The sequence below is a fragment of the Neisseria sp. CP9 genome, from assembly GCF_047758525.1.
Classification (GTDB): domain Bacteria; phylum Pseudomonadota; class Gammaproteobacteria; order Burkholderiales; family Neisseriaceae; genus Neisseria.
On the sequence record NZ_CP180502.1, the window covers coordinates 635,909 to 657,403 of the forward strand.

The window sequence follows — 21,495 nt, forward strand, 5'->3', positions numbered from 1 at the left end:
ATTTGGAAAGTATTGGTGGAGGCAAACGGGATCGAACCGATGACCCCCTGCTTGCAAAGCAGGTGCTCTACCAACTGAGCTATGCCCCCGTTCTTGGTGGGTCTGGGAGGACTTGAACCTCCGACCCCACGCTTATCAAGCGTGTGCTCTAACCAGCTGAGCTACAAACCCGGATTCTCTTCTTAAGCGAATCTTGTCTTCACTCAAGCATTTTTCCGCATCTTCTACAGTTTACCGATAAGTGTGAATACGACAGCCTCTTCTTTCTCTAGAAAGGAGGTGATCCAGCCGCAGGTTCCCCTACGGCTACCTTGTTACGACTTCACCCCAGTCATGAAGCATACCGTGGTAAGCGGGCTCCTTGCGGTTACCCTACCTACTTCTGGTATCCCCCACTCCCATGGTGTGACGGGCGGTGTGTACAAGACCCGGGAACGTATTCACCGCAGTATGCTGACCTGCGATTACTAGCGATTCCGACTTCATGCACTCGAGTTGCAGAGTGCAATCCGGACTACGATCGGTTTTGTGAGATTGGCTCCACCTCGCGGCTTGGCTACCCTCTGTACCGACCATTGTATGACGTGTGAAGCCCTGGTCATAAGGGCCATGAGGACTTGACGTCATCCCCACCTTCCTCCGGCTTGTCACCGGCAGTCTCATTAGAGTGCCCAACTTAATGATGGCAACTAATGACAAGGGTTGCGCTCGTTGCGGGACTTAACCCAACATCTCACGACACGAGCTGACGACAGCCATGCAGCACCTGTGTTACGGCTCCCGAAGGCACCCCTCCGTCTCTGGAGGGTTCCGTACATGTCAAGACCAGGTAAGGTTCTTCGCGTTGCATCGAATTAATCCACATCATCCACCGCTTGTGCGGGTCCCCGTCAATTCCTTTGAGTTTTAATCTTGCGACCGTACTCCCCAGGCGGTCGATTTCACGCGTTAGCTTCGCTACTAAGCAGTCAAGCTGCCCAACAGCTAATCGACATCGTTTAGGGCGTGGACTACCAGGGTATCTAATCCTGTTTGCTACCCACGCTTTCGGGCATGAACGTCAGTGTTATCCCAGGAGGCTGCCTTCGCCATCGGTATTCCTCCACATCTCTACGCATTTCACTGCTACACGTGGAATTCTACCTCCCTCTGACACACTCTAGTCACCCAGTTCAGAACGCAGTTCCCAGGTTGAGCCCGGGGATTTCACATCCTGCTTAAGTAACCGTCTGCGCCCGCTTTACGCCCAGTAATTCCGATTAACGCTCGCACCCTACGTATTACCGCGGCTGCTGGCACGTAGTTAGCCGGTGCTTATTCTTCAGGTACCGTCATCAGACAGGGGTATTAACCCCGCCCTTTTCTTCCCTGACAAAAGTCCTTTACAACCCGAAGGCCTTCTTCAGACACGCGGCATGGCTGGATCAGGCTTGCGCCCATTGTCCAAAATTCCCCACTGCTGCCTCCCGTAGGAGTCTGGGCCGTGTCTCAGTCCCAGTGTGGCGGATCATCCTCTCAGACCCGCTACTGATCGTCGCCTTGGTAGGCCTTTACCCCACCAACTAGCTAATCAGATATCGGCCGCTCAAACAGCGCAAGGCCAAATGGTCCCCTGCTTTCTTCCTCAGAAAATATGCGGTATTAGCTAATCTTTCGATTAGTTATCCCCCACTGCTCGGTACGTTCCGATATATTACTCACCCGTTCGCCACTCGCCACCCAAGAAGCAAGCTTCTCTGTGCTGCCGTCCGACTTGCATGTGTAAAGCATGCCGCCAGCGTTCAATCTGAGCCAGGATCAAACTCTTATGTTCAATCTCTAACTTTTTTAACTTCTGGTCTGCTTCAAAGAAACCGACAGGACAATGTCTAAAACATCATCTTGTCTGTCTTTCAAACAGTGTGAGGCTGTCGCACTCACACTTATCGGTAATCTGTTTTGTTAAAGAGCAAAAACGAATTATAAAGCATTTCAAATCATTGTCAATCAAAACTTTTCACAAAACCTCGAAAAATCAGACCAACTGTGATATACTTACCTGTTCGTTCAACCACCGCCGAAGCAGCGAAGAACCGAACTATACCCCCACCCGCAAAAACCGTCAACTCCTAAACAATAAAAAATTCTACAAAAACCGACAACAAACTGAAATTCAAAGACTTTTATTTCAAAATATTCTCAAACCAAACTCAATCAACATCAAAGGTCGTCTGAAATCCCTTTCAGACGACCTTTGCCATGAATATCCGAAACAATTCCAAATATACCAAGCTTCGATTTACAACTTAAGATACCCACCCATCAGTCCCTGTTACTTTTTTGAACAGTATCCATGTTAGTATTATTACTTATTTAATTCAAATTGGATTGAGTTGCTGTAATGAGTAAACACATTCTTTTAGGGATAAGCGGTGGTATTGCGGCTTATAAATCATGTGAGTTGGTCAGATTACTAAAAAAACAAGGACATTCTGTAACGGTAGCAATGAGCCGTGCAGCTACTGAATTTGTTACCCCCCTTACGTTTCAAGCATTAAGCGGAAATCCTGTTCTAGTCGATACGCACGATGGTCACTCGACTAGAGGAATGAGTCATATTGATTTAACCCGAGAAGCGGATGTTTTTTTAATTGCTCCCGCTACTGCCAATACGGTTGCCAAGATCGCCAACGGTATTGCTGATAATCTACTGACCAATTTGGCAGCAGCACGAAAATGCCCCATGGCAGTCGCTCCGGCGATGAATGTGGAGATGTGGAACAATCCTGCCAATCAAAGGAATATCCAACAACTGATTTCAGACGACATCACGGTTTTCCAGCCATCCTATGGCGAACAGGCTTGCGGTGAAATCGGGATAGGGAGAATGCCTGAAGCGATTGAACTTGCCGATTTGATTCATGATTTATGGACGCCGAAAATACTTGCCGGCAAAAAAATCTTAATCACTGCCGGCGCGACCTTGGAAATGATTGACCCGGTCCGTGGAATTACGAATATTTCCAGCGGTCAAATGGGCATTGCCTTAGCCCGTGCATCCAGAATGGCCGGCGCACAAGTTACGTTGATTTATGGACAGTTACAAACTCCCCTGCCAATCGGTCTCTATCATACGGAACAGGCTATTAGCGCCCAAGAAATGTACGATGCTGTTCATAAATATATTGAAGATCAGGATGTTTTTATTTCCGTAGCCGCTGTGGCTGACTATAAGGTAAAAAACAGCAGCCCGCACAAATTGAAAAAAGAAAATTCAAAAGATACCCCGACCCTTGAATTGGAAGCCAATCCTGATATTTTGGCATCTGTAGCCACCCTACCCAAATCGCCTTTTTGCATTGGATTTGCCGCAGAAAGTGAAAAAGTTTTGGAATATGCTCGGGAAAAACGTTTACGCAAAGGCATTCCGATGCTGATTGCCAATGACGTTTCTCAAGCAATGGGAAAACCCACCAATCAGATTACTATTATTACGGATGACGAGGAACTATCTTTCCCTGAGAAAGAGAAATTACAGGTAGCAGAGGAAATTGTTCAATCTCTTGCTCGCCATCTGGACAAACCAGACCTGTAAGTAATCAGGTTAACCTGAACTATCTTCTACAACGGCAAAGGTCGTCTGAAAATTTTCAGACGACCTTGGATTCGGATTTCAAGTGCAACACTAGTGTATCAGTGGTTTGAACAGATTCAAGAATAAAACACTTGGCGTTTCGTAGCCAAGTGTTTTTCTTGGCCGGTGGTTCAACTCATCTTGAACCCTGCGTATCTCCCGATCACTGATGTTTCGGAAATCGGTTTGCTTGGGGAAATATTGTCGGATGAGTCCGTTGGTGTTCTCATTCAGCCCTTTCTCCCAAGAATGGTAGGGGCGGCAAAAATAGGTTTTCGCTGCTAATGCTTTGGCTATTTTGGTGTGCTGGTAGAACTCTTTGCCGTTATCCATGGTAATGGTGTGTACTCTGGCTTTATGTGCCCTTAATACCCTAGACCTTTTGCGAAAGTATCCTGAAGATTTACAATTCCCAAATGAAATACGAAAACCTCATCCAAAGAAGCGACAGGGAATTCAAACGGCTCACAGGTGTAACGCCCGTCCTTTTTCACGAAATGCTGAAAGTCACCACAGAAGCAGAAAGCCGGAAGGTCAAGTCAGGCAGGCCGCATACGCTCAGCTTGGCAGACCAACTGCTGCTTACCCTGAGCTATCTGCGTCATTACCATACCCAACTCGAATTGGCCGCCATCTACGGCCTTTCTGAAAGTAATGTCTGCCGCACCATCCGTAAAACCGAGGACGCCCTCATCCGTTGCAAACGCTTTTCCCTGCCAAAACACAAGAATCCGGGCGATCAAACGGTCATCATTGACGTTACCGAAAGCCCGATTGAACGTCCCAAAAAAACAGCGGCAGTATTACAGCGGCAAGAAAAAGCGGCACACGGTTAAAATCCAGGTCATATACGGCAGAGAAACTGAAAAAATCATCAGCATCCGGACGGGGATGGGTGCTCAGCATGACATGCGTTTAGCCAAGAGGCACCTTGCAGAGCTTTATCCCTACAAAATAGTCATTGCGGATAAGGGTTATCAAGGATTGGCTAAAACCGGATTACAGACCCCGAAAAAGAAATCCAAACATCATCCGCTGAACAAACAGGATAAAGAGGCGAACAGGCGGTTAGGCAAACTCAGAACCGTCATCGAGCACATCAACAGGAAACTGAAGATATTCAAAATCTTGTCGCTGCCTTACCGCAACAGGCGGAAACGGTTCGGGTTAAGGGTAAATCTGATTGCAGGACTGGTTAATGCGATGGGATGAATATTTTCGCAAGAGGTCTCCTAATGGCTGCCTGGGCAGTGTCTTCGGCTTTGAGGCTGTCCAATTTGCAGATGATGGTGTAGCGGGTAACGCGTTCGACCAAGGTCAGTAATGCGCTTTTCTGTCCTTTGCCGACGATGGTGTCGGCCTCCCAATCGCCGATGCGTTTTTTTTGGTCGACGATGGCGGGTCGGTTTTCTATGCCGACGCGGTTGGGCACTTTGCCTCTGGTCCATGTGCTGCCGTAGCGTTTGCGGTAGGGTTTGCTGCATATTCTGAGATGTTGCACAAGGTGCCGCCGTTGCTTTTGTCTTGGCGGAGGTGGCGGTAAATGGTGCTGTGGTGGAGCGTGATCCCGTGGTGTTTGCGCAGGTAGGCGCATACTTGTTCGGGACTGAGTTTTCGGCGGATAAGGGTGTCGATGTGTTGAATCAGCTGCGAATCGAGCTTATAGGGCTTTCGCTTACGCTGTTTGATAGTCCGGCTTTGCCGTTGGGCTTTTTCGGCGCTGTATTGCTGCCCTTGGGTGCGGTGCCGTCTGATTTCACGGCTTATGGTGCTTTTGTGGCGATTAAGCTGTTTGGCGATTTCAGTGACGGTGCAGTGGCGGGACAGGTATTGGATATGGTATCGTTCGTCTTGGGTCAGTTGTGTGTAGCTCATGGCAATCTTTCTTGCAGGAAAGGCCGTATGCTACCTCATACTGGCCTTTTTCTGTTATGGAAAGTTGCACTTCAAATGCGAATCCGCCGACCTTTTTGATATTCAATGCCCTGCTGATGAGCCTCCATTGAATGGCGGCTTGGCAAACCAAATTATGGAAATCATGGCGATGAACAAGATACTGCCAGCCAGGAAAATCTCATTTGACCCCATGATGAAGCCTTGCTGCGTAATGACATCGGAAATATTTTTCAAAACCTGCTGTTCACTCAGCCCCCGATTCGTCATTTCATGAACTGTTTGAACAGTCAAACTCGAATATGGATTAATCTGTTCACTCAGCTGCGTATGATGCAAAGCTTCTCTCCGTTCCCACATGGTACTGACTATGGATACGCCCACCCCACCCATGAAGACGCGCAAGAAATTAGACAGGCTACTTGCTGATGCAATTTGATCAGATTTAATATGGGACAATGTAATGCTGGTCAACGGAAGGAAAAACATGGACACACCCAAGCCTTGCCAGAATTGGGGCCAAACAACATTGCTCATATTCATTCCGGCATAAAAATCAGTGCGCCAATAGAAAGTAAAAGCAAACATCAAGAAACTTGCGGTAACAAGAAGACGCATGTCAATACGGTTGCCGAATCTACCTATGATCGGGGACAACAAGATAGGAAGAAAGCCCACAGGTGCAGCCGCCAAGCCCGCCCATGTTGCCGTATAACCAAGATTAGACTGCAACACTAGCGGCAACAGCGTGAGCGTACCCATATAAACCATAAAGCCCAATGAGGTCGCCAGTACGCCTATCGTAAAATTTCTGTTGCTAAACAAAGAAAAATCGACAATGGGGTATTTCTCGCCCAGTTCCCAAACCACAAAATATGTCAGACATACCAATGCCACTATACCTAAAACGATAATCTCTCCAGAGGCAAACCAGTCCAACTCTTTGCCTCTGTCCAGCATCATTTGCAGCGCACCAACACCAACCACCATCAATACTAAACCGATGTAATCTATCGGCGTCTTCACCACTTCCGTTTCCCTATCCCTCAATTGCTGCCACACAATAAGTGCAGAAATAATACCGATAGGGATGTTGATGAAGAAAATCCAACCCCAATGCCAATTATCCGAAATCCAACCGCCGAAAATAGGACCTAAAACGGGCGCGACGACAACGGTCATTGCCCACAATGCCAAAGCCAATGTCCGTTTTTCAGGAGGATACGATGCCATTAACAAACTTTGCGACAGCGGAATCAACGGTCCGGCTACAAAGCCTTGTAACACCCTGAAGATCACCAAAGCCTGAAGATTGGGTGCAATGCCGCACAACCACGACAGCAAAACAAATCCCACTACGGAGGCGATAAACAGTTTTACTTCGCCAAACCGTTTTGCCATAAATCCGGTTAGCGGCACTGAAATCGCATTCGCCACGGCAAATGACGTAATAACCCAAGTACCCTGAGTAGTCGCCGCCCCCAAGTCCCCGGCAATTACCGGTACTGCAACGTTGGCAATCGTGGTATCCAAGACTTCCATAAAAACGGCAAGGCTGAGTGCCAACGTAACCAGCACCAGCCTAACACCCTGCAATGGCGGATAATTCATATTTCTTCGCTATTATTCATTCAATATATTGCACAGTGATTGCGCTTAGATACACATCCCTTTTCAGACGACCTCTTTGATGAACATTCATATCATCATAACCAAAGTGCTGCCTTGTATAATCCGTCACAAATTTGCTTCCTCATGTACTTTGATATCTATTCGCTATCAAAGAACCGCATTCAGCAATTCAACACATGAAAGGTCGTCTGAAAACATTTTTTACTTAGCGTATTTCTCAAAAATCTTATCGATCAACGCATCGGCAGCAGCCCAATCCATACTTTCAGTTTCCGGTGATTCTACATTTTTATCAGCAACCGCCGTCATATTTTTTCCTGAACCAGCACCTGAAATATCAACCTTTACTTTCATAGATAAACCGACACGCAGCGTATTTGCCTGCAACTCTTTCGCATCCAAACTGATGCGGACCGGAACACGTTGTACAACCTTAATCCAGTTCCCCGTCGCATTTTGAGGTGGTAAAAGGGAGAATGCACTGCCCGTACCCGCAGACAAACCCATCACCCTGCCATGATAGACCACTTTATTTCCATATAAATCGGCAGTCATTTCAACAGGTTGACCAATTTTCATTTGACGCAGTTGCGATTCTTTAAAGTTAGCATCCACCCAAAGATTACTCAAAGGAACCACAGCCATCATTGGTGAACCTTGAGCGATACGCTGCCCTACTTGAACATTCCGTTTGGCAATCTGTCCATTCATCGGGGCGCGAATTTGGGTGCGTTGCAGATTCAACCATGCATCTTTAATATGGCTGATGGCTGTTTGCACCGCAGGTTGTTGACGCAGAGGAATATTATTGCCCAAAACTGCTTGTGCAGAAGTTTCTTCTGCCTCTACTGCCTTCAAAGCCGCTTGAGCTTGAACCACGGCAGCGCGGGCATGACTCAACTCCTCACCTGAAATCGCATCCGTTCCCGATAAAGCTTCACGTCGACGCAAATCTGCCTGAGCCTTTGCCAATTCGGCTTTTCGCAACAGAACTTGCGCTTTTGCTTTCGAGTTAACCGCAGTTTGTTGTTTATTCTGACGAATTGCCTGAATCAATTCATTTTGAGCACGCTCGTAAGCCAGCTGAAAATCGCTGTCATCTAACGCAACTAAGACATCCCCTTTTTTGACCACATCAGTATCGTCATACATCACCTTTCTTACCGTACCGGTGACTTGAGGGGTAATTTGCACCAGATGGCCCGCGACATAAGCATCTTCAGTCTCTTCCTCGTATTGCCAAAATAAGAAATACGCAAGAGCCACACCGACTGCAATCAAAATAAAAAGCAGTGTGATAACTGCTAAATTACGTCCACGCTTACGCCCCACCCTTGAACTTTTTGTCCCTAAATCGCGTAATTGTTCATTATTTTCCAGATTCACATCCATGATTTCATTTTAACCCGAGTAATTACAGACTATTTTCCTTATTTACCCCATCCCACTAATATCTCTTTGATTTTAATAGAATAGACAATACTGAAAATACATGCAGAGGTGCATTTTATAGCCGCATCGTTACTCAATCAAGTAACAATCATATTTAAAAACCATTTGGATATCCTCCTTTTACGATTAGACGTAAAAAATCATTTCGGCAACCTCAAGCCGTATCGATTGCTGACAACCCAAAAGCAATTGGCGATATTCTGGACACATACATTTAAACATTAAATGCATATTCAAAATATCGCCAACTGACTTAATTAAAAGGAAAGAGGTCGTCTGAAAAGCCTCCTATTGCGTTTTAAACCCACCGCCCAACTGGGCATTCAGATTACTCCACGCAATCAACCGTTCAGATTGATACTGCACCAATTGCATTTTTACCTGCAACATATCATCTTGTTTTTGCAATGCGTTAAGACCGTTATCCAATCCTGCCCTCACTCTACCCTGAGCATTTTTAACCGACTTCTCGGATATTTTCAGCATTTTATCCCAAGTAGACTGTTTACTTTGTAGGCTTTGGTAATCTACAACAGCATCCGCAGCAGAACGCATCGCATTTAAAACCGTTTGATCGTACACGACCACCTGCTCATTATATTCTGCGCGTTTACCTGCCAATTTTGACTGCAATGCACCAGAAGTGAAAATAGGAAGATTGATAGCCGGAACAATACCCAGCATGCCTGATGTTTTACCTCTGACCACATTGAACGCATCGATATGTCCAAGACCTGCCAAGGCTTTTAACTCAATATTGGGATAAAACTCTGCCTCAGTAGATTTAACTGTATGCAGCTTAGATTCCAATAATGATTTTTGTGCCGCGATATCCGGTCGAGCTGCTAACAAATCAGCATGGATTTTATTCACAGGTACAACAGGAACCACACCCATTCGACTGGGTTCTTGTCCGGAAAGCGCTCCCGGCACGTTACCGCTTAATACCGCCAAAGCATGTCGAACTTTGGCAATCTGTTGTTCCAATGACGTTTTTTCCAACTGAAGTTGCTGAGTCGCCAATTCAATTGGATACAATGATTGCGCAGGCATCAGGTTTGCATGGATTCTGCGTGAGACCAATTGCTGCATTTTCTCTGACAGATCGATACGTTCCTGCACAAGAGCTTGTCGCTCGCTCAAAGCCTGCCAAATAAAATATTGCTTGGCTACCGCGTTCGCCAGCTCAATCCGTGCCTGATGGGCTTCATACAGAATTGCCTGACGGCGTCCCAAAACCGCTGCAATCTGCTCACGGTTTTTTCCCCAAAAATCGAATGTCCAACTTCCCTGTACTGCCGCGTTTGCCAACAATAATGTATGGTCGGTATCGATACGGGAAGATGCGGGCTTGGGTGCGACATACATCCCAACCCCGCGCGCGGACATACCGATTTGCGTTTTGCCGGCGGCTTCGGTTATTCCCAGCTGCGCTTGTGCTTGCTCGAAACGCGCCTTGGCAATACGCAAATCCGTTGATGTCTGGATAGCTTGTGCAACCAGTTGATTCAGTTTGTTATCTTTTAATTGCAACCACCATCCGTCTTGAATGAGGGATGCCGATTTACCATCGGACAAAGAATACACCGTTGGTTCTTCCAACGGTGCTTGTTTACCAAACTGCGCACAAGCTGCAAGTACAGATACTGCGATAATGCAGATGCCCCGTTTGGCAATATTTGATTTCATGGCAGACTCCATTTTTTTACTTTTATCCCTGCCACAATTCTTACTGTATCAGATCAACTGTCCAAACGGTTCAACAGCTTGCCCAACAGATTTTGCAACTGGGTATAATCCTCATTGGTAAAATCTTCCCAAGCTTCCCCGCTCTTACTGGAAATCTGCGGCCATACTTGTTGGATAAAAGACTCACCTTCCTGTGTCAATTTTAACACAATCTGGCGGCGGTCTTGCTGATTGATATGACGACCTACCCATCCCCGTTCTACCATCTCATCGGAAAGACGGGTTGCACTGGTACGCGTCAAATCCATCAAGTCGCTCAAACGCGAAGGAAGGATTTCGCTTTTAGGGCTGACATAAACTGCCATCAAAGCAAACCACAAATTTTCATTGATACCGAAAGTTTTCAAATTCTCATTGAGATGACTGCTTAAACGCTCGGTTGTTACCCGTAACAGACGTCCTGTTCTTACCTGTTGTTCTGAAAATTCAGGCAAACGGTCGGAAAGTTGGCGCAGCGCGTTGACCAAGTCGGTTTGTGAAAAACTCATTATAAATATCCTCTTCTTAAATTTATTGGCTGTTTATGCTGCAAATCAGAATAAAATGACAATCTCATTTGCTTCAAAATACCAAATACTTATTCAATGCCGCTATACTAATTCAACTGATTATTTTCCGAATGAAAATCTGACAATCGGTCCAAGAAGATAACAAGTGGCGTTTTTTTATGCATAAGTCATCTAATTTGTATGTAATTCCGAATTCTTACTCTACAAAATCAGTATTCAGAAAGGATAGATTTGTGGTTACCGACAACTTAATTTATTGTTTATATTGAAAACCCCATAATTTATTAGAGAGATGGCGCTTCTCCTTAGTTCTATAACTCAAAACATGACTTTTGAGATACTACTGAAAACACTTCAAAAAAATTTTAACTTTTACGATTAATGCGAAAAAATTAACTAGAAAAATCATAAATTTAAAAATCAGTTTAAATTCAATCCGCATTGCTTTGCAAAGGCATTACCGCCACATCAAAACATCCGCACACACCTATCATTTTTTCGCATTTCCAGCCCAGCGTTCAACCGCTAAATAATTATCAAAAAAATCACAAACATAGTTCCCCTTATATTACAATCCGCCTTTCGTGGTTCGAAAACCTCCCACATTAAAAAACTAAGGAAACCCTCATGTCCCGCAACACTGAAGAGCTGCAAGGCATCTCGCTTTTGGGCAATCAAAAAACCCAATATCCGACCGGATACGCTCCAGAAATTCTCGAAGCATTCAACAACAAACATCCCGACAACGACTATTTCGTCAAGTTCGTCTGTCCCGAATTCACCAGCCTCTGCCCCATGACCGGGCAGCCCGACTTCGCCACCATCTACATCCGCTATATCCCGCACATCAAAATGGTGGAAAGCAAATCCCTGAAACTCTACCTCTTCAGCTTCCGCAACCACGGCGATTTTCATGAAGACTGTGTCAACATCATCATGAAAGACCTGATCGCACTGATGGATCCGAAATACATCGAAGTTTTCGGCGAATTCACACCACGCGGCGGCATCGCCATTCATCCCTTTGCCAATTACGGCAAAGCAGGTACCGAGTTCGAAGCATTGGCACGAAAACGCCTGTTTGAACACGACAGCCAATAATCCATCCCCTTTTACGCATTTTCAGACGACCTCTTTCACAAGAAGGTCGTCTGAAAGCCTTTCCGAAAGATTTCCATGTACGAATTTACAACAGCGCAACAACAGAAGGCACTCTTCTGGCTGGTGCTTTTCCATATTCTCATCATCGCCGCCAGCAACTATCTGGTGCAGTTTCCCTTCCAAATTTTCGGCATCCACACCACTTGGGGCGCGTTTTCCTTCCCCTTCATCTTCCTTGCCACCGACCTGACCGTCCGCATTTTCGGTTCGCACTTGGCACGGCGGATTATCTTTTGGGTCATGTTCCCCGCCCTTTTGCTTTCCTACATCTTTTCCGTTTTGTTCCACGACGGCAGTTGGACAGGCTTAGGCGCGCTGTCCGAATTCAACACCTTTGTCGGACGCATCGCCTTAGCCAGCTTTGCCGCTTACGCACTCGGACAAATCCTTGATATTTTTGTGTTCAACAAATTACGTCGTCTGAAAGCGTGGTGGATTGCCCCGACCGCATCAACTGTCATCGGCAACGCCCTGGATACGTTGGTATTTTTCGCCATTGCCTTCTACGCAAGCAGCGATGAGTTTATGGCGGCAAACTGGCAGGGCATCGCTTTTGTCGATTACCTGTTCAAACTCACCATCTGCACCCTCTTCTTCCTGCCAGCCTACGGCGTGATTTTGAATATCTTGACGAAGAAGCTGACGACACTGCACTCCCAACATCCTCAAAAACAGATGCTGCCGGCACAAGAATCTTGATGCAGTCCGACAGAACGATTTACGATTCCCGTTCATAGAAAATACAAAGAGGTCGTCTGAAAATTTCAGACGACCTCTTTGTATTTTCTGGCCTCGCCAACAGGAATCGAACCTGTATTTTACGCTTAGGAGGCATACGTTCTATCCGTTGAACTATGGCGAGCGTGTTAAACTTTTCCTGCAATAAACGATAATAATCCCGCGGCAATCAGCGGACCGACCGGAATGCCGCCCATAAATGCTACACCGATAACCGTACCAATCAAAAGACCTGTTACCAAAACAGGCTGTTCGCTCATCAGCGGTACGCCGCGCCCTGCCAGCCAGGCGACAAGGATGCCGATTAATACGGCGGCAATCATTTTGAAATTAACAAACTCCGACAGCGGCGGAATTTGAACCTTCCCTGAAACCAGCGGACTTAAGACCCCGATTGTCAGCAAAATAATCCCAAAATGCAAGCCGTGTTTTTCCATGAAAGGAATATATTGCGACAAAGCAGTCTGTTGCATTAAAAGCAAAACTGCTGCGGAAATCGTAATCGAGTTGTTGTTGCTGACGACGCCGAGAAAAATCAGCGTCACCAAAAACATCGGGACGAAATTGAAATTCATCGGATTTAAGAAACCCGTGCCAATGATTCCTCGGCCAACTGAATCATCGCCTGCTTGACTTCGCTATCGGGCAATACTGCCAAAGAAGCCACGGCTTGCTCAACGGCTTTTCGTGCTTCAGAAATCGAATAAGTCAGCGCGTCGGAATGGACAACATAATCATGGATTTTTTGGAAACTGCTGCGATCCGCATTTTCCAAAGCGTGGCGCACATCGTCCGCCACTTGTTTCGAGCCGTTGCGCATCAGATAAATCAGCGGCAAAGTCGGCTTGCCTTCTGCCAAATCGTCGCCGACGTTTTTACCGATTTCTTCGGTTTCACCCGAATAATCCAAAACATCATCAATAATTTGGAACGCCGTACCGACATACATGCCGTAATCTTTCAGTGCCTGCTCATGCTCAGGAGAGGCACTACCTAAAATCGCACCGACCTGTGCTGCCGCTTCAAACAATTTGGCTGTTTTATATTGAATCACTTGAACATATTGTGCTTCGGTGATGTCGGTATTGCCGATGTTCATCAGCTGCATGACCTCACCTTCGGCAATAATATTGGTTGCATCCGCCATGACTTCCAAAATGCGCATACTGCCGGAATCAACCATCAACTGGAAAGCGCGCGTATATAAAAAGTCGCCGACCAACACTGCCGCCGCGTTGCCGAACAGATTATTCGCCGTTTCGCGTCCGCGGCGCAAATCGCTTTCATCAACCACATCGTCGTGCAACAGGGTCGAAGTGTGGATAAATTCCACCATCGCCGCCAAAGCATACAGCTTATCTCCATCATAACCGACCGACTTACCTGCCAAAATCGTCATAATCGGACGCAGACGCTTACCGCCGGCACTGATAATATAAGTACCGATTTGCGAAATTAGCGCGACATCAGACTGAACCGCTTGGTTGATCACCTCATTGACCCGTGAAAGGTCTTCAGGCAAATGGCGTTGGAAATAAGGCAGGTTTTCGAGCATAACACATTCTCAGTCGGCAAAATGAAGCAGGCTTGCCGTATAAATAATGGGTTGGGTATAAGGCGGAAATAATATTGCCGCATAAAAAATATCGGCAATCCAACGCGCGATTATAGCAGCAAAGCCCGTTTGACACATCTTTCAGACGACCCTGACCCCAAAAACGAAATAAACTTTGACAAAACAGGCAAATAGCAATAGAATCTCGTGTTTCGCACAATGGTGTGCGGGATATTAACCATAATTCTCATGGAGTTGAGTATGTACGCGGTCGTAAAAACCGGCGGCAAACAATATAAAGTTGCCGTTGGCGAAAAATTGAAAGTAGAACAGATACCAGCCGAACTCGACAGCCAAATCGAACTGACCGAAGTTTTGATGATTGCTGACGGCGAATCTGTAAAAGTTGGCGCTCCTTTTATCGAAGGCGCAAAAGTAACAGCTAAAGTAGTAGCCCATGGTCGCGGCGAGAAAGTACGCATTTTCAAAATGCGCCGCCGTAAACACTACCAAAAACGCCAAGGCCATCGCCAAAATTTCACTCAAATCGAAATCGTGGCAATCGCCTAATTTTTGAAACTTAGGAGTATTACAAATGGCAAGTAAAAAAGCAGGCGGTAGCACCCGCAACGGTCGCGATTCAGAAGCCAAACGCTTGGGCGTAAAAGCCTACGGCAACGAGCTGATTCCGGCAGGTTCCATCATCGTCCGTCAACGCGGTACCAAATTCCACGCCGGTGACAACGTAGGCATGGGCAAAGACCACACTTTGTTCGCCAAAGTTGACGGTTATGTTGAATTCAAAACCAAAGGCGCGCTGAACCGTAAAACTGTCAGCATCCGTCCTTACACTGGGTCTGAAGAATAATCCGAGTTTATCGTGATATTGAAAAAGCTGTATTTCCTAGGAAATACGGCTTTTTTGTTTATATAGGTTGGAAATGATTTTGGTATCACTGATTCAATCTTCAGCAGTTCAAAGCAACACAGCGATAAACAATACAATCGGTACTACAATGAAACAACCACACCGCATTGATTGAAAACCAAACTACTACAAAATTTCAGACGACCTCTTTGCCATCACGCCCTCTTCTCATACTCCAGAGTAAAAGAAAAGCAAATCGATATAGCCGTTACTTACTGATTTTTAAACACTTCATAATACGCAACACATTGCCACCATTGACTTACATTAAGCTCAGCGTAAAAAATCATTCACGATATAAATACTTGAATTACTCAATCGATACTTTTGCTATAATTAATTACTCAATGCAGATTACCCTTATCTCATTCAAACACAGTAAACTTAAGGTCGTCTGAAATTATCCGTCTCCCTTTAACAAAAAGGATGCCTCATGAGCTTACACAGCGATATTCTTGTCGTCGGTGCAGGACCTGCCGGATTGAGTTTTGCCGCAGAACTGGCCGGTAGCGGTTTAAAAATCACCCTGATTGAAAAAAGCCCTTTAGAAATTTTACAAAATCCTCCTTATGACGGGCGTGAAATTGCATTGACCCACCTGTCCCGCGAAATTATGCAACGCTTGGGCATGTGGGATTTGATTCCAAAAGACGAAATTTACCCCTTGCGCGATGCAAAAGTCTTGAACGGGCAGTCCGATTACCAACTCCACTTCCCGCAACCGACCCAAGCGCGCGGCGAACCTGCCGACTGTTTAGGCTATCTGATTTCAAACCACAATATCCGCAAAGCTGCTTATGAAGTCGTATCCAAACTGGAAAACGTTACCATTCTGACCGGTATCGGCGTCAAAGAAGTCAAAACTTCCGAAGACGAAGCCCAAGTCATCTTGGAAAACGGTGAAGTTTTGAGCGGCCACCTACTCTTGGCAGCAGACAGCCGCTTTTCCCAAACCCGCCGACAACTGGGTATTTCCTCCGATATGCACGATTACAGCCGCACCATGTTTGTCTGCCGCATGAAGCATACCCTGTCCAACCAGCACACCGCTTACGAATGCTTCCACTACGGCCGCACCATCGCCCTGCTGCCTTTGGAAGAACACCTGACCAACACAGTCATTACCGTCGATAGCGACAAGGCAGACACCATCAAAAAAATGTCTCCCGAAGAATTGGCAGCCAGCGTCAAAGAGCAGCTCAAAGGCCGTTTGGGCGATATGGAATTGGTCAGCACCATTCACAACTACCCCTTGGTCGGCATGATTGCCCAACGATTCTATGGCAAACGCAGCGCCCTAATCGGCGATGCCGCAGTAGGTATGCACCCTGTTACCGCACACGGTTTCAACTTGGGCTTATCCAGCGCAGACCTCTTAGCAAAACTGGTTCTCGAAGCGGAACAACGCGGCCAAGATATCGGCGCCGCCAGCCTGCTGGAAAAATACAGCACCAAGCATATGCTCCATGCCCAGCCGATTTACCACGGCACCAATATGCTGCTCAAACTCTTTACCAATGAAACCGCGCCCGCCAAAATCCTGCGCGGCTTGGTATTGCGCGCCAGCAACAACTTCCCGCCGCTGAAAAAACTGATTACCAAACAACTGACCGGCTAATTCGTTTAAACACATCAAAAGGTCGTCTGAAACATTTTTCAGACGACCTTTTGACTATACTTTTTGACTATCAGGAACAAATCACAAACTTCCCATATCAGCAAACAAACTCGCTTATCAGCCTTACGCTTTGCTGTTTCAGACGACCTCCAAGATTGCTATGATATAGTGCCTTAACTTTAAACCGGTACGGCATTCCCTCGCCCTGTCCTGATTTAAAGTTAATCCACTATCCCATTCCCGCCATCCTTCCAAACGGAATCCAAAATGTCCGACAACTGCCTCGACACCGCCCGCCGCCATTCCCTGTTCCTCGCCCGCCAGCTCGACAACGGCAAACTCAAGCCCGAAATTTTCCTGCCCATGTTAGACAAGGTTTTGACCGAAGCGGATTTCCAAGCCTTTGCCGACTGGGAAAAAATCCGCGCGGAAGAAAACGAGGAAGAATTGGCGCGGCAGTTGCGCGAGTTGCGCCGTTATGTCGTGTCGCAGATTATCGTGCGCGATATAAACCGCATCAGCGATTTGAACGAAGTTACCCGCACGATTACGCTGTTTGCCGATTTTGCCGTCAATACCGCGCTGGATTTTGCTTACGCCTATTATCGGGACATGTACGGCACGCCGATCGGGCGTTATACAAAATCGCCGCAGCATTTGAGCGTGGTGGCGATGGGCAAGGCGGGCGGCTATGAGTTGAACGTGTCTTCCGACATCGATTTGATTTTTGTCTATCCCGAATCGGGCGACACCGACGGCAGGCGCGAACGCGGCAATCAGGAGTTTTTCACCAAAGTCGGGCAGAAACTGATTGCGCTGCTGAACGACATTACCGCCGACGGGCAAGTGTTCCGCGTCGATATGCGGCTGCGGCCGGACGGCGATTCGGGCGCGCTGGTATTGAGCGAAACCGCGCTGGAGCAATACCTGATTACGCAGGGGCGCGAATGGGAACGCTACGCGTGGTGTAAAGGCCGCGTGGTTACGCCGTATCTGAACGACATCAAATCGCTGGTACGCCCCTTCGTATTCCGCAAATATCTGGATTACAGCGCGTATGAGGCAATGCGCAACCTGCACCGCCAAATCCGCAGCGAAGTCAGCAAAAAAGGCATGGCGGACAACATCAAACTCGGCGCGGGCGGCATCCGCGAAGTCGAATTTATCGCCCAGATTTTTCAAATGATACGCGGCGGGCAAATGCGCGCGCTGCAACTGAAAGGCACGCAGGAAACGCTGAAGAAGCTTGCCGAGCTGGGCATCATGCCGTCTGAAAACGTCGAAACCCTGCTCGCCGCCTACCGCTTCCTGCGCGACGTCGAACACCGCCTGCAATACTGGGACGACCAACAAACCCAAACCCTGCCCGCCTCGCCCGAACAGCAACAACTGCTGGCCGAAAGCATGGGTTTCGACAGCTACGCCGCCTTTTCAGACGACCTCAACGTTCATCGTAACAAGGTCAATCAGTTGTTCAACGAAATTTTGAGCGAACCCGAAGAGCAAACACAGGACAACAGCGAATGGCAGTGGGCATGGCAGGACAAACCCGACGAAGAAGAGCGGCAAGGTCGTCTGAAAGAACACGGGTTCGATGCCGAAACCATCGCCGCAAGGCTCGACCAAATCCGGCACGGCCATAAATATCGCCATCTTTCCGCACACGCCCAGCCGCGTTTCGACGCGATTGTGCCGCTGTTCGTACAGGCGGCGGCAGAGCAAACCAACCCGACCGATACGCTGATGCGGCTGTTTGACTTCCTCGAAAACATCAGCCGCCGATCCGCCTATCTCGCCTTCCTCAACGAACATCCGCAAACCTTGGCGCAACTGGCGCAGATTATGAGCCAAAGCTCATGGGTGGCGGCATATCTGAGCAAATATCCGATTCTGCTGGACGAACTCATCAGCGCGCAGCTTTTGGATACCGCGTTCGACTGGCAAGCCCTCGCCGCCGCCCTTTCAGACGACCTCAAAGCCTGCGGCGGCGACACCGAAGCACAAATGGACACCCTGCGCCGCTTCCAACACGCCCAAGTCTTCCGCCTCGCCGTCCAAGACCTCGCCGGACTGTGGACGGTAGAATCCCTCTCCGACCAACTCTCCGCCCTCGCCGACACCATCCTCGCCGCCGCCCTGCCGTGCGCATGGGCGGACATGCCCAAAAAACACCGCGACACCCCGCAATTCGCCATCGTCGGTTACGGCAAACTCGGCGGCAAAGAACTCGGCTACGCCTCCGACCTCGACCTCGTCTATCTCTACGACGATCCCCATCCCGACGCAGGCGACATATACAGCCGCCTCGCCCGCCGCCTGACCAACTGGCTTTCCGCCGCCACCGGCGCAGGCAGCCTCTACGAAACCGACCTGCGCCTGCGCCCCAACGGCGACGCCGGCTTCCTCGCCCACAGCATCGCCGCCTTCGAAAAATACCAGCGCGAAAACGCATGGACGTGGGAACACCAGTCCCTCACCCGCGCCCGCTTCATCTGCGGCACACCCGAAATTCAGACGGCCTTCGACCGCATCCGCACCGAAATCCTCACCGCCGAGCGCGACCAAACCGCCTTGGCAGACGAAATCATCGCAATGCGCGAAAAAATGTTCCCCACCCATCCGCCGGTTGACAGCAACGTCAAATACGCGCGCGGCGGAGTGGTCGACGTCGAATTTATCGTCCAATATCTGATACTTGCCCATGCCCGCCAATATCCGCAACTCCTCGACAACTACGGCAACATCGCCCTCTTGAACATCGCCGCCGACTGCGGCCTCATCGACAAAACCCTCGCCGAACAAAGCCGCACCGCCTACCGCTTCTACCGCCAGCAGCAGCACAACACCAAACTGCGCGACGCCGAAAAAACCGAAGTAACCGACGAATTGCTGGCACATTACGGCAATGTCAGGAAATTGTGGCGGGAAGTGTTTGGCGAGGAAGCGAAGCTTGGATAAAGCGGATGTTACGAAGGGGATTAAGTCATTAGTCGCATAGCGTGGGTTCCACCTACGAATTACTGCAAATCCGTAGCGTGGGCTTCGCCCACGAACCAAACCCAAAATTTCAGACGACCTCTTTTACCCGCCATTATCGTGGGCAAAGCCCACGCTATCGTCTACGCCATCAAAGCAAAAGGTCGTCGGAAAACGGGAACAGCAAATTTTGCCGAAACCTCCGCCGTCATTCCCGCGTAGGCGGGAATCCAGATGTAGGTCGGATACTTGTATCCGACAAAAAACATTTGACGCGTCTATCGTTTCCGAAAAACCGCTGTTGGAAATGTCGGATTCGAGAATCCGACCTTGTATATCGGAACACCCGTATCATAGCAACAAACCGCCCGGCCGCCACCCGCATCCGACCAAGGCAAACAACCGTTGCGTAGCTCAGGGAGCGGTCGGGCAACCCATCGACACGACCGGACAGTTGCCAGACAACACAACCGAATGCAAGGCAGGTTTATGATGAGTACCCAATACAATTACGCAGGCATCGACATCGCCAAACGAAACTTCGTCATCGCCGTTTCGTCTTTGTCTAAAACCAAAACCGAAACCAACAACCCGAAAGGTATCGCCCATACCGTCGAATACCTTAAAAAACACAAGGTCGCCCTCGTCGTGATGGAAAGCACCGGCGGTCTCGAAATCCCCGCCGCCAAAGCCATCCACCGCGCAGGTATGGTCGTGATTATCGCCAACCCGCGTCAGACGCATCAGTTTGCCCAATCGCAGTCGCTGACCAAAACCGACGCCAAAGATGCCAAAATGCTCGCCTTCTTCGCGCAGATGACGGCACAGAAAGAGGATTGGCAAACCATGCTCTACCACCCGCCCACCGAAGCGGAAGAAGTGTTGGAAGCATTGGTTAACCGCCGCAACCAGCTGGTGGATATGCGGACTGCCGAGAAAAACCGTCTGCATCAGGTTCATGAAACGCAAGTCGAAAGCGTCAAACAACTGATTGCCCATTTTGACCGGCTGATTGACGAATTGGACAAACAAATCGACGACCACACCCACACGCATTTTGACGGCAAAGCCCAAGTAGCGGAACAAATCAAAGGCATCGGTTCGATAACGACGGCTACGCTGATGGCGATGCTGCCCGAATTGGGGCGGCTGAGCCACAAACGGCTGGCGAGTCTGGTCGGTATTGCGCCACACCCGAGGGAGAGCGGGGAAACCAAATTCAAAAGCCGCTGCTTCGGCGGAAGGTCTGCGGTGCGTAAGGCGCTGTATATGGCTACCATGGTAGCGACACGTTTTGAACCGCTTATTCGGGATTTCTACCAACGCCTGCTGTCCAAAGGTAAGCCGTATAAGGTTGCCGTTACGGCATGTATGCGCAAACTGCTGACGGTATTGAATGCCCGGATGCGTGATTATAGTGGATTAAATTTAAATTAGGACAAGGCGACGAAGCCGCAAACAGTACAAATAGTACGGCAAGGCGAGGCAACGCCGTACTGGTTCAAATTTAATCCACTATATTTTGCCGAAAACGGTACCACCGAAAACGGTATCCGAACGGCTTGATTTGAGTTTTGGTATTTTTGCCCGACGGGGTGAAAAATACAGTTGCTACCTGAAAGGTCGTCTGAAAAGCGTTTTCAGACGACCTTTCGGACGCTTTGTTATTTT

The 21,495-nt window shown here is 48.2% G+C and carries 15 protein-coding genes, 3 tRNA genes, 1 rRNA gene, 2 pseudogenes and 1 riboswitch; of the genes and pseudogenes, 9 read left to right on the forward strand and 12 right to left on the reverse strand.

The window, feature by feature from the left end; genetic code table 11:
• Positions 1-13: 13 nt before the first annotated feature.
• The 3 genes from ACMYUL_RS02970 to ACMYUL_RS02980 form a co-directional block, all read right to left on the reverse strand.
• Positions 14-89 (reverse strand) — tRNA-Ala (locus ACMYUL_RS02970).
• Between the two features lie 5 nt (positions 90-94).
• Positions 95-171, reverse strand: a tRNA-Ile gene (locus tag ACMYUL_RS02975).
• A 101-nt stretch (positions 172-272) separates the two neighbouring features.
• Positions 273-1,813: ribosomal RNA gene (locus ACMYUL_RS02980) — 16S ribosomal RNA — on the reverse strand.
• Between the two features lie 567 nt (positions 1,814-2,380).
• Between ACMYUL_RS02980 and coaBC the strand changes: the two genes are divergently transcribed.
• A complete protein-coding gene (gene coaBC, locus ACMYUL_RS02985; protein WP_342032166.1) occupies positions 2,381-3,574 on the forward strand; it encodes a bifunctional phosphopantothenoylcysteine decarboxylase/phosphopantothenate--cysteine ligase CoaBC in 1,194 nt (397 codons plus the stop codon).
• A gap of 90 nt (positions 3,575-3,664) precedes the next feature.
• Here the strand turns inward: coaBC and ACMYUL_RS02990 are convergent.
• Positions 3,665-3,988 (reverse strand): annotated as a pseudogene (locus ACMYUL_RS02990) (IS30 family transposase); the annotation flags it as partial.
• A 41-nt stretch (positions 3,989-4,029) separates the two neighbouring features.
• Between ACMYUL_RS02990 and ACMYUL_RS02995 the strand changes: the two are divergent.
• Positions 4,030-4,825 (forward strand): IS5 family transposase gene (locus ACMYUL_RS02995; protein ID WP_415769999.1). Its coding sequence is split into 2 segments (ribosomal slippage): positions 4,030-4,395 and positions 4,397-4,825, totalling 795 coding nucleotides; the frame shifts between segments, so codons are not numbered across the junction.
• Between the two features lie 19 nt (positions 4,826-4,844).
• Here ACMYUL_RS02995 and ACMYUL_RS03000 read toward each other — a convergent pair.
• The 5 genes and pseudogenes from ACMYUL_RS03000 to ACMYUL_RS03020 form a co-directional block, all read right to left on the reverse strand.
• A pseudogene (locus ACMYUL_RS03000) lies at positions 4,845-5,488 on the reverse strand (IS30 family transposase); the annotation flags it as partial.
• A gap of 102 nt (positions 5,489-5,590) precedes the next feature.
• The gene (locus ACMYUL_RS03005; protein WP_107814404.1) at positions 5,591-7,117 is read right to left on the reverse strand and encodes a DHA2 family efflux MFS transporter permease subunit; all 1,527 of its coding nucleotides are present in this window, start codon (positions 7,115-7,117) and stop codon (positions 5,591-5,593) included.
• Positions 7,118-7,339: 222 nt separating this feature from the next.
• Entirely contained in the window at positions 7,340-8,530 is a 1,191-nt protein-coding gene (locus tag ACMYUL_RS03010; RefSeq protein WP_415771989.1) for an efflux RND transporter periplasmic adaptor subunit, read from the reverse strand.
• Between the two features lie 348 nt (positions 8,531-8,878).
• A complete protein-coding gene (locus ACMYUL_RS03015) occupies positions 8,879-10,279 on the reverse strand; it encodes an efflux transporter outer membrane subunit (protein ID WP_070514430.1) in 1,401 nt (466 codons plus the stop codon).
• A 53-nt stretch (positions 10,280-10,332) separates the two neighbouring features.
• Positions 10,333-10,827 (reverse strand): MarR family transcriptional regulator, encoded by a 495-nt coding sequence (locus ACMYUL_RS03020; RefSeq protein WP_003757030.1) that lies wholly within the window; start codon positions 10,825-10,827, stop codon positions 10,333-10,335.
• A gap of 599 nt (positions 10,828-11,426) precedes the next feature.
• Positions 11,427-11,471: riboswitch (PreQ1 riboswitch) on the forward strand.
• A gap of 4 nt (positions 11,472-11,475) precedes the next feature.
• Between ACMYUL_RS03020 and queF the strand changes: the two genes are divergently transcribed.
• Entirely contained in the window at positions 11,476-11,949 is a 474-nt protein-coding gene (gene queF, locus ACMYUL_RS03025) for a preQ(1) synthase (protein ID WP_049229825.1), read from the forward strand.
• Between the two features lie 75 nt (positions 11,950-12,024).
• The gene (locus ACMYUL_RS03030; protein WP_049229826.1) at positions 12,025-12,708 is read left to right on the forward strand and encodes a 7-cyano-7-deazaguanine/7-aminomethyl-7-deazaguanine transporter; all 684 of its coding nucleotides are present in this window, start codon (positions 12,025-12,027) and stop codon (positions 12,706-12,708) included.
• An 88-nt stretch (positions 12,709-12,796) separates the two neighbouring features.
• Here the strand turns inward: ACMYUL_RS03030 and ACMYUL_RS03035 are convergent.
• The 3 genes from ACMYUL_RS03035 to ACMYUL_RS03045 all read right to left on the reverse strand — a co-directional run bounded on the left by ACMYUL_RS03035 (position 12,797) and on the right by ACMYUL_RS03045 (position 14,302).
• Positions 12,797-12,871, reverse strand: a tRNA-Arg gene (locus ACMYUL_RS03035).
• 4 nt (positions 12,872-12,875) lie between these two features.
• Positions 12,876-13,322 carry a DUF441 domain-containing protein gene (locus ACMYUL_RS03040; protein ID WP_049229827.1) on the reverse strand — a complete coding sequence of 149 codons (447 nt, stop codon included), beginning with the start codon at positions 13,320-13,322 and terminating at the stop codon, positions 12,876-12,878.
• A gap of 5 nt (positions 13,323-13,327) precedes the next feature.
• Positions 13,328-14,302, reverse strand: a complete 975-nt coding sequence (locus ACMYUL_RS03045) for a polyprenyl synthetase family protein (RefSeq protein WP_070514426.1) — start codon at positions 14,300-14,302, stop codon at positions 13,328-13,330.
• Between the two features lie 261 nt (positions 14,303-14,563).
• Between ACMYUL_RS03045 and rplU the strand changes: the two genes are divergently transcribed.
• The 5 genes from rplU (at position 14,564) to ACMYUL_RS03070 (ending at position 21,261) form a co-directional block, all read left to right on the forward strand.
• Complete coding sequence (rplU, locus tag ACMYUL_RS03050; protein ID WP_003763980.1) at positions 14,564-14,872, forward strand: 50S ribosomal protein L21; 309 nt, start codon at positions 14,564-14,566, stop codon at positions 14,870-14,872.
• 25 nt (positions 14,873-14,897) lie between these two features.
• Positions 14,898-15,170 (forward strand): 50S ribosomal protein L27, encoded by a 273-nt coding sequence (gene rpmA / locus ACMYUL_RS03055; RefSeq protein WP_002212328.1) that lies wholly within the window; start codon positions 14,898-14,900, stop codon positions 15,168-15,170.
• Between the two features lie 493 nt (positions 15,171-15,663).
• Positions 15,664-16,848, forward strand: a complete 1,185-nt coding sequence (ubiM, locus tag ACMYUL_RS03060) for a 5-demethoxyubiquinol-8 5-hydroxylase UbiM (RefSeq protein ID WP_415771993.1) — start codon at positions 15,664-15,666, stop codon at positions 16,846-16,848.
• A 267-nt stretch (positions 16,849-17,115) separates the two neighbouring features.
• Positions 17,116-19,806: a bifunctional [glutamate--ammonia ligase]-adenylyl-L-tyrosine phosphorylase/[glutamate--ammonia-ligase] adenylyltransferase gene (gene glnE, locus ACMYUL_RS03065; protein ID WP_415771995.1), complete on the forward strand. Its 2,691-nt coding sequence runs from the start codon at positions 17,116-17,118 to the stop codon at positions 19,804-19,806.
• Between the two features lie 510 nt (positions 19,807-20,316).
• Positions 20,317-21,261 carry an IS110 family transposase gene (locus ACMYUL_RS03070; protein WP_415772862.1) on the forward strand — a complete coding sequence of 315 codons (945 nt, stop codon included), beginning with the start codon at positions 20,317-20,319 and terminating at the stop codon, positions 21,259-21,261.
• The last annotated feature ends 234 nt before the right edge of the window (positions 21,262-21,495 follow it).

Coding starts and splice junctions, on each gene's coding strand:
- rpmA (WP_002212328.1), top strand. CDS start 14,898: ATGGCAAGTAAAAAAGCAGGCGGTAGCACCCGCAACGGTCGCGATTCA.
- glnE (WP_415771995.1), top strand. CDS start 17,116: ATGTCCGACAACTGCCTCGACACCGCCCGCCGCCATTCCCTGTTCCTC.
- rplU (WP_003763980.1), top strand. CDS start 14,564: ATGTACGCGGTCGTAAAAACCGGCGGCAAACAATATAAAGTTGCCGTT.
- ACMYUL_RS03070 (WP_415772862.1), top strand. CDS start 20,317: ATGAGTACCCAATACAATTACGCAGGCATCGACATCGCCAAACGAAAC.
- ACMYUL_RS03015 (WP_070514430.1), bottom strand. CDS start 10,279: ATGAAATCAAATATTGCCAAACGGGGCATCTGCATTATCGCAGTATCT.
- ubiM (WP_415771993.1), top strand. CDS start 15,664: ATGAGCTTACACAGCGATATTCTTGTCGTCGGTGCAGGACCTGCCGGA.
- ACMYUL_RS03005 (WP_107814404.1), bottom strand. CDS start 7,117: ATGAATTATCCGCCATTGCAGGGTGTTAGGCTGGTGCTGGTTACGTTG.
- ACMYUL_RS03040 (WP_049229827.1), bottom strand. CDS start 13,322: ATGAATTTCAATTTCGTCCCGATGTTTTTGGTGACGCTGATTTTTCTC.
- coaBC (WP_342032166.1), top strand. CDS start 2,381: ATGAGTAAACACATTCTTTTAGGGATAAGCGGTGGTATTGCGGCTTAT.
- ACMYUL_RS03030 (WP_049229826.1), top strand. CDS start 12,025: ATGTACGAATTTACAACAGCGCAACAACAGAAGGCACTCTTCTGGCTG.
- ACMYUL_RS03010 (WP_415771989.1), bottom strand. CDS start 8,530: ATGGATGTGAATCTGGAAAATAATGAACAATTACGCGATTTAGGGACA.
- ACMYUL_RS03020 (WP_003757030.1), bottom strand. CDS start 10,827: ATGAGTTTTTCACAAACCGACTTGGTCAACGCGCTGCGCCAACTTTCC.
- queF (WP_049229825.1), top strand. CDS start 11,476: ATGTCCCGCAACACTGAAGAGCTGCAAGGCATCTCGCTTTTGGGCAAT.
- ACMYUL_RS03045 (WP_070514426.1), bottom strand. CDS start 14,302: ATGCTCGAAAACCTGCCTTATTTCCAACGCCATTTGCCTGAAGACCTT.